This window comes from Globicatella sp. PHS-GS-PNBC-21-1553 (genome assembly GCF_033564055.1).
Classification (GTDB): domain Bacteria; phylum Bacillota; class Bacilli; order Lactobacillales; family Aerococcaceae; genus Globicatella; species Globicatella sulfidifaciens.
Genome location: NZ_CP085470.1, coordinates 2388671 through 2405236, shown reverse-complemented (window position 1 = coordinate 2405236; position 16566 = coordinate 2388671). Strand labels below are relative to the sequence as shown.

Genomic DNA, 16566 nt, shown 5'->3' with positions numbered 1-16566 from the left:
CTTTAATATTTACTGAAAATTTGGTAAAATAAATGAGAAATAATAACTAGGAGGCAATTACATGTCAAAACAACAAATTGGTGTCGTAGGTATGGCCGTTATGGGACGTAACATCGCATTAAATATTGAAAGCAGAGGGTATTCAGTAGCCTTATTCAACCGTACAGGTTCGAAAACAACCGCAGTCATTGAAGAAAATCCTGAAAAAAACTTGAAAGCAACTTATTCAGTTGAAGAATTTGTTGATTCATTAGAAAAGCCTCGTAAAATTTTATTAATGGTTCAAGCCGGTAAAGGGACAGACGCAACTATTGAATCATTATTACCTCACTTAGACAAAGGGGATATTTTGATTGACGGAGGAAATACTTTCTATAAAGATACGATTCGTCGTAGTGAGTATTTAGCGAACTCTGGCATTAACTTTATTGGTACTGGAGTTTCTGGTGGTGAAGAAGGGGCATTAAAAGGACCTTCAATTATGCCAGGTGGTCAAAAAGAAGCTTATGAATTAGTAGCGCCAATCCTAGAACAAATTTCAGCTAAAGCTGAAGAAGATGGCAAACCATGTGTGACTTACATTGGTCCAAATGGTGCGGGACATTATGTTAAAATGGTACATAATGGTATCGAATATGGAGACATGCAATTAATTGCGGAATCATTTGATATTTTACACCGTGGTTTAGGCTTATCAGTTGCTGAAATAGGAGATATCTTTACAGAGTGGAATGAAGGTGAGTTGGATAGTTTCTTAATGGAAATTTCATCTCAAATCTTAAAAACCAATGATCCTGAAACAGGTAAACCAATGGTTTCTGTCATTATGGACCGTGCGGGTAACAAAGGAACTGGTAAATGGACTTCACAAAGTGCATTAGATTTAGGTGAGCCTTTATCATTAATTACTGAATCAGTGTTTGCACGCTTTATTTCAAGTCAAAAAGACCAACGTGTGCATGCAAGTACGATTATTCCAAATGTCGATGCTAAATTGGAATTAGATGAAACAGCTCGTAAAGAATTAATTGAATCCATTCGTCAAGCATTGTACTTTAGTAAAATTATGAGCTATGCTCAAGGGTTTGCTCAAATGCGTGAAGCAAGTGAAACCTATGACTGGAATTTACCTTATGGCGAAATCGCAAGTATTTTCCGTGCAGGTTGTATTATTCGTGCAAAATTCTTACAAAAAATTACCGATGCTTACGAGAAAAATCCAGAATTACCAAACTTAATGCTAGACGACTATTTCTTAGAGATTGTCTCTAAAAATCATGAAGCGGTTCGTCATGTGGTATCAGTGGCGATTGCAGCTGGAATTCCAGTTCCAACTTTCTCAGCAGCGATTGCTTATTATGATTCCTATCGCTCAGCAGTGTTACCGGCTAATTTAATCCAAGCACAACGTGATTACTTTGGGGCTCATACTTATAACCGTGTTGATAAACCAGGTACTTTCCATTTCCACTGGAATGAAGTGCGCGAAGAAAAATTAGAAGATTAATTATTTTTAACTCTTAGGAGTCCAAATTAGATAATTTGGGCTCCTTTATTAGTATTATGCGCTTAATTATTAGAAAATCTTAGGTTTTCAGTAATAAATGGTGGAATTTTGCTACAAATTTGTGTAATATAAAGACGAAGAGATTAAAAATTGATAAGGAGGACATAGTATGTCTGAAGATAAAAAACAACGTGTTTTAATTATTGAAGATGAAAAGAATCTTGCACGCTTTGTTGATTTAGAATTACAACATGAAGGCTACGAGACCAAAATTTGTAATGATGGGCGTAGTGGATTAGAAGCAGCCTTAGAAGAAGATTGGGATGTTATATTATTAGACTTAATGTTACCAGAATTAAACGGACTTGAAGTATGTCGTCGTATTCGACCAGTAAAAGATACGCCAATTATCATTATGACTGCCCGTGATTCTGTTATGGATCGTGTATCCGGTTTAGATCAAGGGGCGGATGATTATATCGTAAAACCATTTGCCATTGAAGAATTATTAGCGCGCTTGCGTGCATTATTCCGTCGAATTGAATCAGAAGAGGAACAACGTTCACCTCAACAACCGACGGTTACCTATCGTGATTTAGTCATCGAAAAAGCTAATCGGATTGTGCGTCGTGGTGATGAAGTGATTGATTTGACTAAACGTGAATATGAATTATTATTATTTTTAATGGAAAACTTGAATATGGTAATGTCGCGTGAAGTTTTATTAGATGAAGTTTGGGAATATAAATCAGAAGTGGAAACCAATGTGGTCGATGTTTATATCCGTTACTTACGTAATAAAATCGACTTACCAAATAAGGAAAGTTATATTCAAACTGTTCGTGGTACTGGTTATGTTATGAGAACGTAAAGATGAATATTAGAAAATGGTTTAAAAGAGAACAACCCATTTCCCTAAAATGGAAATGGGGCGTTTTATTATTTTTAGGTTTCTTTGTTATCGCCTTAACGACCTTAAATTTTAATTATTATTATTATCATCAAGAACAACGCTCAGCGATCAAAGCTGTTTATCAAGAAAATTTTGACCGCATGACTGAGTATATTCAAGCCTTTGATTACTTATATCAAAGACCATCAAGTACTGATTTAGATAATAAACAACTTAATAGCAATCAACAATCACAAAATATCTCGAAAGAACTGTACCAGTATATTAGCACCGGTTTAAATGATGATTTAACAATACGCTTATTTAATGAGCGCAATCAATTAGTCTTCAGCAATAGACATTTGGATGTCCCAACGGTAGAGAGTAACAAACAATTAGTGGAAACTGAAATCAAAGATGTCCTCAGTTATGTTGGTCGTACTACAATCCGTTCGACCCAATCAGGAGAAAATTTAGGTGTCTTGGAATATATTGTGCAACCACAAGCCTTAATTGAACTGGAAAAGAATCAAAGGCATATCTTTTTTATTTCAATACTCGTACTGTTATTGGTAGCAGCTGTAGTTGCCTTTGTATTATCGCGTCTATTTTTACGACCGCTAAATTATTTAAATAATGCTTTAGATTTGGTAGAAGAAGAGAACTTGTCTGAAATGCGCATGCGACGCCCACGTTCGACGGATGAATGGAGTGATTTGACTTTACATATTAATCGCATGCTAGATAAAATTGATTTGTATGTCAGAAATCAAAAACAATTCGTAGAAGATGTTTCTCACGAGTTAAGAACACCGGTCGCAATAGTGGAAGGCCATTTAAAATTATTAAATCGCTGGGGTAAGGATGATCCAGAAATATTAGAAGAGTCGATTTCTGCTTCTTTACAAGAAATATCAAGGATGAAGGGCCTTGTGCAAGAGATGCTTGATTTGATGAGGGCAGATCACGCAGAAATGGATTATAAAGACGAAATTACGGAAGTTTATTCGACCATCAGACAGATTCACAGCAATTTTGTGATGCTTTATCCAGACTTTAATTTTTACTTAGATATTGAAAAGAATCCTGATGATTTGTATATTAAAATGTTTCGTAATCACTTTGAGCAACTGCTCATTATTTTGATTGATAATGCAGTCAAATATAGTCAAGACCGTAAAGAAATCCATCTTTCAGTCAGTACTAGTCTTTCCGAAATTGAAATTGCCGTTCAAGATTTTGGTGAAGGAATGTCTGAAGAAGACAAAGAGCGCGTTTTTAGCCGATTTTACCGTGTTGACAAAGCACGATCGCGTGATAAAGGTGGTAATGGACTCGGTTTAAGTATTGCTCAACAATTAGTAAAAAGCTACAAGGGCTCAATTAAAGTCGAAAGTGCACTAGGTCATGGCTCTATTTTTTATGTCACATTTCCAATCTTAACCGACCAACGGCAAATTTATAAGAGTAAACAAAAAGCAATTCGAAAAACATTATAGTATCTTGTGAACAATAACTTTCTGTTAAAATATAAAGTAGAACTGATTTCATTTATTTTATTTATCAAAAGTTATTGTTCAATTATTTTTTAGGTTATAATTGATTTGAAATTGCTTTTTAAAAAGGGGTAAGAACATGATTGAATTTCGAAAAGTAACAAAAACTGAAAAAGAAGGGCTAATTTTGGATGGTGTTAATTTTTCCATTAAATCCCCTGGTAAAATATATACAATTTATTATGACGATGAAGCCCAAAAAGATAACTTATTGGGAATCTTATTTGGGTTAGACAGTTATTTTGAAGGGGATTATTTACTTTTCGATCAAAATGTTCATGATTTTTCTGAAGAGGATTGGCACTGTATCAGGAATCTGGAAATGCAAATTGTTTACCAGAATCAAAAATTAAATGATTTAATGACAGTGTGGGATAACTTGGCAAAATTAGGTTTATTTCCTGAAGAAGAAATTAATGAACAACTTGTTACCTTATCTTTAGAAGATGTAAAATATAAAAGAGTTTCGGAGTTAAGTACCTCTGAAAGAATGAAACTAGCCATTGCTCGATCACTGTTACTTAAACCCAAAATCTTATTATTAGATGAACCGACTAATGGCTTAGAGTTGAATAATATTCATTATTTAATGCAATATATTCATCATTTAAAAGAAAAAGGGTTGACGATTATTATCTTAAGTAATAATATGTCCGTTATTGAAAATTCTGATGATATTTTTCAGTTTAAAAATCATAAAATTGTTAAAATTAAATCTAGTGATGAAGCGACACAACCTATTGCTGAAACGTGTAAAAAAGCAAACATTGTCAAGAAAACACCTTATTTGCAAGCTTCTTCACTATTGCAAGCTAAGAGACTTGAGAATGTTTTAATGTTAGTTCCAGTAGCAGTTGTATTTTCGCTATTGTTTATGTTATTTAGTTTGCAATTTAGTCGCATAACCAATCGTTTTGAAAGCCTTTTTACAACTGTTACTGAAAATACGATTGTAATTGATACGGGGGAATTAATCCCCAATGCTCAAAGGGTGTTGCTTGGTAATGGAACAACGTCAAAACTTTCAGATGGATCTAAATTATACTTTTCTAACGAAGATATTGATAATGTAAAAAATATCAAAGGAGTCGAATCAGTCGTTAATACTGATAAAAATCTATTTTTAGAAAAAAATCCTGAAGGTTACGGTTTAAATTTAATCTATAATCAAGATCAATTGTCCGACCAAATTAAAAATCAATTCAAATATAAAAAGGGCGAATTTTATATTGGCTTTGGCTTTAAAATGCTCACAGTACCTAAAGAAGCCAGTAGCAACTTTAATCCGGAAAAATTAACTATTATCGAAGGGGAATACCCTGATGATGATTCAAATCAAGTTTTAGTACCTGATTTATTTATTCAATCTTATTACCAGCATCAAGATTATCATAATGTGGTGGGAGAAACCGTTTCTTTTGAGACTGTTTCAGTTGATAATCAATTGGATGTCAAAAAGAGTGATTACATTATTTCTGGTGTTTATCATTTAGATACTTCCAATACGAGTGAACTTTATTTCCCTATATATGTTCCTTGGAGTCATTTTCTTATTAATATTGAAAGAGATAATCTGATGGATTATTATAATTCTTTAAAAATGATGTACAATTCAAGTGGATTGGTGAAGGGCATTAATAGTGTTAAAATGTTCAATTCTTTTGAGGAATTTGAAAAAGCTTATGGTTCAGGTTATGCCACCATGATTATTGAGTTAGAATCTGACGCTGACCAGCAAGTAATTGCGGAAGAAATTGAAAGGTTATTTCCTCAATACGTACAATTAAGTCATCATAGTTTTAAAAACGGAACAATTGCTGAAGATTATCAAAGAGAGAAACTCAGATTAATTGGTATTTCTATCTTAGTATCTTTAGTAATAGGTTTATTATTAAGTCTGTTTAATCGTCAATGTTTTAAGAGACATACCGACCAGTTGGCGATTCAATTTAGTTTAGGTTATTCACGAGGTGAAGTTCAACGGATACTCATCTACGAACACTTAATTCTGTTTTACCTCAGCTTTTTATCTGCGTATATCCTATCAAGCGTCATCTACTTAATTCACTTTAAAAACACTTTATACCTAAATGGTATCAATCAATTATTTAATCCAGTTGTTATTGCGACATTATTTTGTTTAGTCAATATCTCTTTACTGGTGGCGCTAATCTGGAATGTTACCAGAGTGAAAGAAAAACAATTGTATAACTCTTTATTAGGAAAATAAAATGCAAAAGTTTTCCACGAATAAATTGAGAGTTCTTTCAAGGGGTGAATTGTATTTTGAAAGGATTAGCCCTTAATTATTTAATTTGCGACTCCATCATGGGAGACAAGCAATGGTTTTGAATTTTAACTGAACCTTGTCGATATCATCATCCCAATCATCTTAACTGACAAATTTGAAGAAAAGTTTAATTAAAATAGCATTGTAGAGAGAGAAGATAATTTGAATAATAGCGGATGGTTGATGAAGAATTTAAGCAGGAAAAAGTTTCTACTGGGAATAGCAATTTTTGTTGTTTTTACCTACTGCCAATAGACATCTTTGAAACGTACACTAACCTAAGACCATCTATCTTTATCTGCCCAATGATTGGCCTGTTAGGATTAATATTGGGGATTAAAGAAAAGGACGGGTTATTTATAGTATTGAATCTACTTTTAATGTTAATACTGCCGCTCATCATGTTTGTAGGGCAGCTGCTAGGTGCAATGTAATCAGTATTAGAAGGTAATAATGGTTCTTTTTAAATGGTGTGGGTCTCGGAGTTGGCTCTTTGTCAAATAATGCGAGTCTTAAAATTTTAGTTCTTTATCATATGGTGTGGATCACGGAATTTTGGGCCGTTTAACATGTTGAGGTTAAACGGCTATTTTTTATCTAATCAGCATTTGTAATACCAATATTTTGCTAAACATATAGGCTCTACAACTATTTGTGTGGACTCATAAGAAATAGACTATAAATATTTAGTGGAGAATGAAAGTCAAAGTTCAACCTCTTTAATTTATAGTTCAGTGATGAATAGTCTCAATCTGTGTCCTAATATCTAAGTTGAGTCTTATTTAATGCAGCGAGGACGGGCAGATGAATTAAAATTTAATCGAATTTTGACTTCTTGGGCACTCCATAAATATTTCTTTCTTAATTTTACTATTAGATATGTTATAATATTGCTTATATGAGGAGGTGCATAATGGACGAAGTATTAATTGTGGGGACAATTGACGCTATTTATTTTGAAAACCCAAGTAATTTATATAAAGTGGTTCGTATTAACGTAGACGATGAATTGTCAAATGCTTTGACAGCAGAAGACTTAGTTATTACCGGTCAATTTGCGACGCTACATTATGATACTAATTATGAGTTCTATGGCCATTTTACTAACCATCCAAAATACGGTGAACAATTCGCTGTGACGCGTTATCAACAACTAGCCCCTACCTCAGAGCAAGGTTTAATTGATTATTTATCTAGTGAACGGTTCCCCGGAATTGGGATTAAGCTTGCTAAAAATATCGTTGATGCATTAGGTATGGATGCGATTGATATTATTGTTGCGGATCCTAATGCTTTGAAAAAGGTTAAAGGTTTAAACCAAAAAGTTCAAGTTTCTTTAAGAGAAAACTTACTTAAACACCAAGGCACGGAGCGCGTGTTTATGCAATTATTTGAATGGGGTTTTAGTCCTAAATTAGCAGATAAGATTTATCAAAAATATAAAAGTTCAGCAATTGAAAAGATTAAGGAAAATCCCTATGAACTGGTTGAATCCATCGAGGGGATTGGCTTTAATAAAGCCGATAATTTGGCTGAAAAATTAGGATTTGAAGCGGATTCGGTTGATCGCATCATCGCGGGCATTTATACGGTCGTTAATGAACACTGTAATAATAATGGCGATACCTATATTGAACGCGAGGCTTGTTTAATAAAGAGTCGTGAAATGTTAGAAAATGCTCGTCCTTTTTTATTAGATGACAGTTTAATGAATTTAGCCTTAGATAAAGCGATTTTAGAAGAACGCTTGATGAATTTAGCTGAAGGCATTATGATACCGAGTTTATATTACGCTGAGGTTGGCATTGTATCGAAATTATCCAATCATTTACAATATGCAACAACTGATTATTTTGATGAAGCGGATATTGATTCAGCATTAGCAGAAGTGATGGAATTAAATGCTATTCAATACGATGAACAACAACAAGCGGCGTTAAAATTGGCGATTAATTCACCAATGTCTATTATTACCGGTGGTCCTGGAACGGGAAAAACAACTCTTGTAAAAGGACTGATTCATCTTCATGCTACCTTACATGAGTATTCATTAGAAGATTTGAAACATAAACCAGATTTTGCCCCGATATTATTAGCGGCACCTACGGGAAGAGCTTCAAAAAGAATGAATGAGATGACAGATTTACCTGCTATGACCATTCATCGTATGTTGGGATTCAATCGCGATTCTGACTATGAAGACTTTTCAGCCCAAGAAGAGTTAGAAGGCAATCTTTTGATAGTAGACGAGATGTCGATGGTCGATACTTGGTTAATGAATTGGTTACTACAAGCAATACCATATAATATGCAAGTAGTCTTCGTAGGAGATAAAGACCAACTGCCATCAGTAGGTCCTGGAAAAGTTTTTAATGACTTAATAGCCTCTAAATGTTTACCTACAATCCAACTCAACACCATTTATCGGCAAAACGAAGGCAGTACAATTGTTGAATTAGCTCATAGCATTAAGAATGGAGCTTTACCGGATAACTTTCTAGAAAAGCAAAATGATCGTTCTTTTATTCGTTGTCAAACCGATCAAGTAGCACATGTGGTGCAAACGATTGTTGCGAAAGCCCAAAATAAACATTTTGATGGCACTAACATGCAAGTGCTAGCCCCGATGTATAAAGGGGCAGCCGGTATTAATGAATTAAACACTCAATTACAAGCCATTATGAATCCAGCTAAAAAAGGTAAAAGAGAAATTCAATATTTCGATACGGTGTTTAGAGTAGGCGATAAAGTCTTACAATTAGTTAATAATGCTGAAGCCGATGTGTATAATGGTGATATTGGTAAAATAACAGCCATCATGACGGGGGCAGAAACAGATTCAAATGTAGAAGAGATCATTGTTTCCTTTGATGAACGTGAATTAACTTATAAGCGTAGTGATTTAGATCAATTAACTTTAGCTTACTGTTGTTCAATTCACAAATCACAAGGGAGTGAATATCCCTTAGTTATTCTCCCATTGGTTGATATGTATTCACGGATGTTGAGAAGAGATCTGCTTTATACAGCTATCACGCGGGCAAAGACCAGTTTAGTAATGGTCGGCAATCCTAATAGTTTTTATAAAGCGACTACTGCTAATATCATTCCTAGACAAACATTTTTAAAGGACTTATTAAAAATAAAATTTGCCAATGAAACGGTAGCGTACGAAGATGAAGAAGGGAATTTATTAACCATTCCATCTGAAACAGCTACACCTAATGGTCAACATAATGAAAATACAGTAGAAACGCTTGAACAATTAACTTTAACACCTACAACAATTGATGATACAAAGCTTAAATCAGAAGAGCATGCGAAATCAGATTCACTCGAGGCCAAACATCATCAAGGTTTAACAACTGATGAGGACAATTCAAAAAAAGCGCTAGTTTCTGATGTAGAGCCAAGGCTTAATTTAAATGAATTATCGGAAGAAACAATTTGGTTAATTGACCCGATGATTGGTATGGAAAACCAATCGCCTTATGATTTTATGAAAACAAAATAAAAAAAGAAACTTGTTTCATACTAGCATGACTCAATTAGCAACAGAAGGTGCTAAAAGGGTCATAAAGCTAGGAGAAGCAAGTTTCATTTTTCTATTAAAGGTAAAATGGATATTCAGTTAAAGTCAAGGTCAAATATGCTTGATCTTTATTAAGCAGTTCACCATCGACTTGACTAAGAATCGGTTCTTCAATTTGAATCGTTACTTTTTCACCTTTTGTGTAAAAATAGTGTTCAGCGGCCGGTGTGGTTTTGCTGACTAATATTTGCCACATTAATTTGAGTAAGTTAATTGGCTTAACGTTTTTAATAGCAACCACATTGATAATCTTTTCATCGGCTTTGATATCAGTGGATAGCTGAATACCACCACCTAAATAAGGTGAATTCATTAACGAAATTAACTGACAGTCCTCAAGCTGAATTGTTTGATTATCAACTGTTAATTGCACATCAAAATGGTCTAATTTACTAACAGCTTTAAAGACATTAACCAAATAGGCAAACTTTCCATTAAGAAATTGACGGAAAAAGGCATCTTGAGGCATTGTATTGACTTCGTAAATAACAGTACCATCAAAACCAAAACCTAAACTATTCAAGACAACATCCGTATTTTTTGTGAGATGATTATACGATTCAAAGATGGGTACTGTCGTTATATTTTTATGCATCAAGTATTGTTGTAATGTTGATTCTACCGAAGCATTTGGCGACCACGTTCGTTTAAAATCATTGCCAGTACCGGCGGCTAAATAGATGATGGGGATGGTTTGCTTGGCTTTTTTTAAAGTTGCTACAACTTCATGTAGGGTCCCATCGCCACCTACTACTATAATCGTATCAAGTGTTCGTTGTTCAGCTTTAGCTAAAATTTGTTGGGTTAATTCAATTGAATGTCCTTTATATTCTGTCGTTAGTGTAATGAAAGGAGCACGAAATTTTCTTAAGTAGTCTTGAGCTTGATTTAATACGTCGGCACCATTGCCGGATCCAGCTTGAATATTGGCAATAATATATAGATGATTCATCTGATTCCCTCTCAACTTTCTTCAGTTTCCTAATTTAAAGTATACAAGATTATGGTTAATATGCAAGAAAACCAACATAAATCAAGCAATGAAATAAAGAACTTAAACCATCTTTATTAAAGCCACGAAAATTTTAATCAGTAGAAATTTTTAAAGAGTATTCGAGATTTATTAGTGGCAGCCAGTGAGGAGGAGGCGTGGTTAAAGGTTTATCTAAACTTTTCTCCTGTCTCTAATAGTGTGAAGTCCTTGCATTTATGTTATAATAACCTAGATTGAAATTTGAAAAAATTGGAGGTGATATCATGTATTTAGCACGTGTTGAGATGACTGGGTTTAAATCATTTGCTGATAAAACGGTCATTGAATTTGACAAAGGATTAACTGCTGTTGTGGGGCCTAATGGGAGTGGCAAAAGTAATCTTTCAGAAGCCATTCGTTGGGTTTTAGGAGAGCAATCTGCTAAGAGTTTGCGTGGTTCTAAAATGGAAGACGTTATTTTTAACGGAACCCAAGACCGTAAGGCTGTTAACCTAGCTAAAGTTACCTTAGTGCTGAATAATGAGGATCGCTATCTAGATTATGATTTTAGTGAGATTAGTATTACTAGAAGTTATAATCGTAATGGTGAAAGTAATTATTATATTAACAATGAGTCAGTACGACTAAAAGATATTGTCGACTTACTATTAGACTCTGGATTAGGAAAAAATAGTTTTGCGATGATTTCTCAAGGGAAAGTCGAAAGTATTTTTCTCAATAAACCAGAAGAGCGACGGTCTATTTTTGAGGAGGCCGCCGGCGTGCAAAAATATCAGTTACGTAAAGCTGAAGCAGAACGTAAATTGATTAAATCTGAGGACCATTTAAGTCGTGTTAAAGACATTATTCATGAATTAGAAGGTCAAATTAAGCCGCTTAAAAAACAACGTGAAACAGCTTTGAAATATCAAACGTATCAAGAGGAACTATCTAGTTTAGAAATTTCACTATATACTCATCAAATTGAACAAAATCGTCTAAAATGGGATGAAGCTCAAGTGAAACTATCCAATGTCGATCAAGCCATTCAATTGGGTGAGGAAGAATTAACCCGTTTATCTGAAACAATTAATGAACAACAACAAATGTTGGACGATTTATTAATCTCAATTGACCGTGAAAATGAAACTCATCAAGAACTCGTTCGAAAGGTTGAACAAGCCAAAGCAAAATATCAGATGCTCCAACAGGAACTGCAATTCAATCAGGCCAATACGGATGAAAAAACTTTACAATTTGAAAATCAATTGGTTCAAAAAGAACGTATTCAAGAGGACTTAGCAAAACAAAGTACGTCTAAAGTGACGCTTGAAACCGAAATTGAACAATTAACAGATAAAATTAGTCAGCTTGAATCAGATAGAAAAATGGCAGCTGGTTTATCGGATGATCAGGTTGAAACACTAAGAAGTGAAATGATTCAATTTTATCAATCTGAAGCAAGTGCAAAAAATGAAGTAAACCAGTTAGAACAACAAATTGAACAACAAACAATGCGTTTGAAACGTGCTAAAAATAAACACAAAATGTTAAAAGAAACATTAGCCTCCAGTGAAACTGAATTAAAAGAATTAGAAACGTCACTCGAATTAAAAGAGGCGACCCAAAAAATGCAAAATGAACTTCATCAATCACTGCAACAAGAATGGCAAACCCTTCAACAAAAGCGTAATCAAATTCAAAAGGAATTATTTGCGATTGAACGTCAAGTCAATACGTTGAATGTACGTGTTAACTCACTAAAACAAATGCAAGAGCAGTATGATGGCTATTATGGTGGGGTAAAATTCATCATGCAACATGCTAAAGATATTGGTGGTATCAATGGTACGGTGGCCGAGTTGATCCATGTTAAGCCAGAATTTCAATTAGCGATTGATACAGCCTTAGGCGGTTCGTTACAACACATTGTAGTTGAAGATGATCAATCTGCACGTAAGGCAATTGCTTATTTGAAAGAGCATCGTGCTGGGCGAGCTACCTTCTTACCGAGACCGAATATTAAAGGCCGTTCAGTTCAAGATTATCATTTGCAAACAGCACAAAAACATGCGGGCTATATTGGGATTGGTCATCAATTGGTAGCATTTGATGAGATTAATCAAGCCATCATTGAAAATTTATTGGGTAATACTATTGTGATGGATACAATTGTCAATGCTCAAAGTTTATCTAAACAATTAAGACATCAAGTAAAAATCGTTACCCTAGAAGGCGATATTTTAATGCCAGGTGGCTCCATAACCGGTGGTCGTCAACGAAACCAACAAACTTCGATGCTAAGTCGCCAAACTGATTTAGAAAAGGCGCTAATAGAATTAGAGGCTGCTACTAACAGTCAAAAGTCAATGATTACGAAAATTGATCAAGTAGAAGAATTGGAACAAAGCGTGCGTGAAAATGGTGAGGCGAGTCTTAATCAAGTCAATCAAATTAACCATGAAGTAAACCAACAAAAACAAGCTTTACAACAATTTGTTCAACAAGTAAAAATTAATCAAAATGAACTGAAAGTAGCACAAATGGATATTGATGAAGCGGAACAATTTATCAATCAATCACAAGCTAAATTAACCGAAGCGCAAGAAACCATTCGGTTAATGACTCAAAAGATTGCGGAAGGTACTCAGCAATTGGAACAAATGAATGTATCGCAAGCAGACCGTCAAAAGAAAATTGAACAATTAAATCATGAATTGTCACAACTCAATACCGAAAAAGCCGTTAAACAATCTGAGTTAAGACAAATTAAAACTCAAGTAGAGCAACTTACTGCACAACTCGTTCAGTTAAACGAATTTATTGAAAATTATCAAAATAATCAATTAAGTAGTGAGCAAGATTTAAATCAATTGAAAGAAACCATTATGGAAGTAGAATCTCAAATCGAAACTTTAAATAATGAGTTGGTTGAACATACGACGAAGCTTGATCAAAGCAAACAAAATCGTAGTGAATGGAACCAAAATTTACGCGATTTAGAAAATAAGAAGGTAAAAATTCAACAACAACAACAAGCGCAATTTAAATTACAAGCAAAATTACAAGCTCAAATTGAGAAATTTAAAGAATTGATTGATAACCATCTAAATTATTTAAATGAAAATTATCAATTAAGTTATGAAGCGGCTAGTCAACAAGCCCAAACAGATTTAGCTATTTCAGAAGTGTCCAGTCGCGTTAAAGAATTAAGAAAAGCAATCGATAATTTAGGACCGATAAACTTAGCAGCCATTGAAGATTTTGAAAATTTAAATGAGCGTTACACTTATTTATTAGAACAACAAGAGGATTTATTAACAGCGATGGGACAATTACAAGATACGATGGATGCGATGGATGCGGAAGTTATTAAACGATTTAGTGAATCCTTCCATCAAATTAATCACCAATTTAAACGTACCTTTAAATCTTTATTTGGTGGTGGGGAAGCATCATTAGAATTGACGGATCCTGACAATTTATTAACCACTGGGGTTGATATTATTGCACAACCACCTGGTAAACGTAAGCAAAATCTTGCTTTATTATCGGGGGAGAGCGAGCTTTTACAGCCATTGCTTTGTTATTTGCAATTTTAGAGACCAAACCCGTACCATTTTGTGTATTGGATGAGGTAGAAGCGGCCTTGGATGATGCGAATGTGTATCGATACGGAGAATATTTACAACAATTTACTGAAAATACACAGTTTATTGTGATTACGCACCGTAAAGGTACGATGGAACATGCGGATGTACTATATGGTGTTACCATGGAACGTTCAGGTGTATCGAAATTGGCTTCTGTACGTTTGAGTGAAGCCAACATTGAGGAATAATAACGAAAAGGAGTGCTTAACAAGATGATGAAATTAATCGCCATTGACTTAGATGGAACATTATTAAATAGTGACGGCAATATTTCAAAAAGAAATATCCAAGCGTTGCATGATGCGCATCAACAAGGTGTGAAAATTGTTTTATGTACTGGACGTCCTTATTTATTGATGAAAGATTTTGTTGAGGAAATTGGTTTAAATTCAACGGAAGATTTTATTATTACCTTTAATGGTGGTCTCGTTCAAAAAGCGGCTAATGGCGAAGTGATTAAACAGCACACTTTGTCGCAAACCGATATGCAAAAATGGTATAATGTGACTAAAGATTTGGCATTACCATTTAATATTATTGATGCTGAACATGTCTATGAGCCACCGTTTTATCCAGAAAACCATCCGTCGATTTATTTTAATAATCGTAAAAAGACCATTGCAAAGACTCAGGACTTCGCAACTTTTTCAAAAGATCATCAATTTAATAAGTTTGTAGTATGTTGTGAACCTAAGTATTTAGATGAGCAAATTTTAAAACTACCTTCAGAGTTAGTCAGTCAATATTCTGTTTTTAAGTCACAAACTAATTTACTTGAAATTGTAGCCCCTGGTGTAACTAAAGGAAATACGTTAAAAGAATTCGCCGACTACTTAAAGATTGAACCAAGTGAAGTGATGGCAATCGGTGACCAAGAAAATGATTTATCGATGATTGAATTTGCTGGAGTTGGGGTGGCGATGGGCAATGCTGTACCCCAAGTGACAGCTAAAGCTGATCATATTACCGCAGACAATAATCATGATGGTGTCGCGGAAGCAATCTATCAATTCATCAAATAAAAGGAGGAATTCTAATGGGATTATTTGACCGTATTCGTCGTGCCTTTACCGGTGAAGATACTGTTATAAAAGAAATAGAACAACCCGTTGAAGATCAAATCGTTTTTGATACGTATGACAAGGGGATGGAGAAAACACGCAAAAACTTCTCAGATCGTATCAATGATTTATTTAGTAGCTTTAGAGAAATTGATGAAGAATTTTATGAAGACCTTGAAGAGGCTTTTATCAGTGCGGATGTTGGTTTTCAAATGACCATGGCGTTAACGGACGCAATTCGTGACGAATTAGAAGCCCGTAATGCCTATAAGGCCAATGATGTCAAACAAGTCATGTTAGAGAAAATGGTGCAAATCTATGAAAAAGATGGCCAAGAAAGTAATGATATTCGTCTTAATCCAGATGGGCCAACCGTTATTTTATTCGTTGGTGTCAATGGTGTGGGAAAAACGACCTCGGTCGGAAAAATCGGCTATCAGTTAAAACAAGATGGGCATAAAGTACTATTAGCTGCTGCTGATACTTTCCGTGCGGGTGCGATTGAACAATTGAATGTTTGGGGCGAGCGTTTAGGAATACCTGTTGTAACAGGAAAAGCGCAAAGTGATCCGGCATCCGTGGTCTTTGATGCAGTCAAAAAAGCTAACGAAGAACACTATGATTATTTATTAGTGGATACTGCTGGGCGTTTACAGACCAAAGCGAATTTGATGCAAGAATTAGCCAAAATTAAACGCATCATTGAACGCGAAAACCCTAATGGTGTTCAGGAAGTTTTACTGGCTCTAGATGCAACGACTGGTCAAAATGCGTTAATTCAAGCAAAACAATTTAATGAAGCGACTGAAATTACAGGATTAGTATTAACCAAATTAGACGGTACCGCTAAAGGTGGCGTGGTCCTTTCAATTCGTTATGAATTAGATATACCGGTTAAATATATCGGTTTAGGTGAAAAAGCAACGGATTTACAAAAATTTGATGCGGAACAATATATGTACTCATTAATTAAAGATGTTTTAGAACAACAGTAATAAGTGAGGTTAAATTTTATTTATGCTGTGTCAAAATCAATTACTGA

General features: G+C 34.5%; 10 protein-coding genes. 9 read left to right on the top strand and 1 reads right to left on the bottom strand.

Annotated elements, in window-relative coordinates; genetic code table 11:
• Positions 1–61: 61 nt before the first annotated feature.
• From gndA to LB888_RS11450, 5 genes are all read left to right on the top strand, one after another.
• Complete coding sequence (gene gndA / locus LB888_RS11470; RefSeq protein WP_071408917.1) at positions 62–1507, top strand: NADP-dependent phosphogluconate dehydrogenase; 1446 nt, start codon at positions 62–64, stop codon at positions 1505–1507.
• Positions 1508–1676: 169 nt separating this feature from the next.
• Positions 1677–2378 carry a response regulator transcription factor gene (locus tag LB888_RS11465; protein ID WP_066126449.1) on the top strand — a complete coding sequence of 234 codons (702 nt, stop codon included), beginning with the start codon at positions 1677–1679 and terminating at the stop codon, positions 2376–2378.
• A gap of 2 nt (positions 2379–2380) precedes the next feature.
• On the top strand, positions 2381–3898 hold the full coding sequence (locus LB888_RS11460; protein ID WP_318753011.1) for a HAMP domain-containing sensor histidine kinase: 1518 nt from the start codon (positions 2381–2383) through the stop codon (positions 3896–3898).
• 136 nt (positions 3899–4034) lie between these two features.
• Positions 4035–6185 carry an ATP-binding cassette domain-containing protein gene (locus tag LB888_RS11455; RefSeq protein WP_318753010.1) on the top strand — a complete coding sequence of 717 codons (2151 nt, stop codon included), beginning with the start codon at positions 4035–4037 and terminating at the stop codon, positions 6183–6185.
• A 973-nt stretch (positions 6186–7158) separates the two neighbouring features.
• The gene (locus tag LB888_RS11450) at positions 7159–9759 is read left to right on the top strand and encodes an ATP-dependent RecD-like DNA helicase (protein ID WP_318753009.1); all 2601 of its coding nucleotides are present in this window, start codon (positions 7159–7161) and stop codon (positions 9757–9759) included.
• Between the two features lie 94 nt (positions 9760–9853).
• On the opposite strand, the gene LB888_RS11445 is transcribed toward LB888_RS11450, so the two are convergent.
• Entirely contained in the window at positions 9854–10789 is a 936-nt protein-coding gene (locus LB888_RS11445) for a diacylglycerol/lipid kinase family protein (RefSeq protein ID WP_318753008.1), read from the bottom strand.
• A 305-nt stretch (positions 10790–11094) separates the two neighbouring features.
• Here LB888_RS11445 and smc point away from each other — a divergent pair, with 305 nt between their 5' ends.
• From smc to ftsY, 4 genes are read left to right on the top strand one after another with little or no spacing between them, the layout of a single operon-like run.
• Positions 11095–14412 (top strand): chromosome segregation protein SMC, encoded by a 3318-nt coding sequence (gene smc, locus LB888_RS11440; protein WP_318753007.1) that lies wholly within the window; start codon positions 11095–11097, stop codon positions 14410–14412.
• A complete protein-coding gene (locus LB888_RS11435) occupies positions 14394–14651 on the top strand; it encodes a hypothetical protein (protein ID WP_318753006.1) in 258 nt (85 codons plus the stop codon). The genes smc and LB888_RS11435 overlap by 19 nt, the downstream gene beginning before the upstream one ends.
• Before the next feature lie 24 nt (positions 14652–14675).
• Complete coding sequence (locus tag LB888_RS11430; protein WP_318753005.1) at positions 14676–15485, top strand: Cof-type HAD-IIB family hydrolase; 810 nt, start codon at positions 14676–14678, stop codon at positions 15483–15485.
• Between the two features lie 14 nt (positions 15486–15499).
• A complete protein-coding gene (gene ftsY, locus LB888_RS11425) occupies positions 15500–16519 on the top strand; it encodes a signal recognition particle-docking protein FtsY (protein ID WP_318753004.1) in 1020 nt (339 codons plus the stop codon).
• Positions 16520–16566 lie beyond the last annotated feature (47 nt).